The sequence below is a fragment of the Psychrobacter sp. TB20-MNA-CIBAN-0197 genome, assembly GCF_040309765.1.
GTDB classification, from domain to species: Bacteria; Pseudomonadota; Gammaproteobacteria; order Pseudomonadales; family Moraxellaceae; genus Psychrobacter; species Psychrobacter submarinus.
On sequence record NZ_JBEOPC010000566.1, the window covers coordinates 1 to 273 of the forward strand.

1 protein-coding gene is annotated in these 273 nt (G+C 42.1%); it reads right to left on the reverse strand.

Annotated features, from left to right (window positions below; genetic code table 11):
- Positions 1-238: transcription elongation factor GreA (gene greA, locus AAEY83_RS14985; RefSeq protein ID WP_351060143.1), on the reverse strand; the 238-nt coding region annotated here is incomplete at its 3' end.
- Positions 239-273: the final 35 nt, after the last annotated feature.

The following is a 273-nucleotide window of genomic DNA, read 5'->3' on the forward strand; positions in this document are numbered from 1 at the left end:
TTTTAGTTACGTCGATTATCTGAACATTTGAAAGTTTAGCTTCAATTTCTTGAATACGACCTTCACAAAAACCCTGTTGCTCACGTGCAGCGTGGTACTCAGCGTTTTCTTTTAAGTCACCGTGTTCACGCGCAACAGCAATGTCGGCTATAATTTTTGGACGGGTAACTGTTTTTAATTCGTTAAGCTCTTTGCGCAGTAAATCTGCGCCACGAACTGTCATCGGAATTGATTGCATACTTTTCTCACTTAACACCAAGGCCCTAGTTGGCC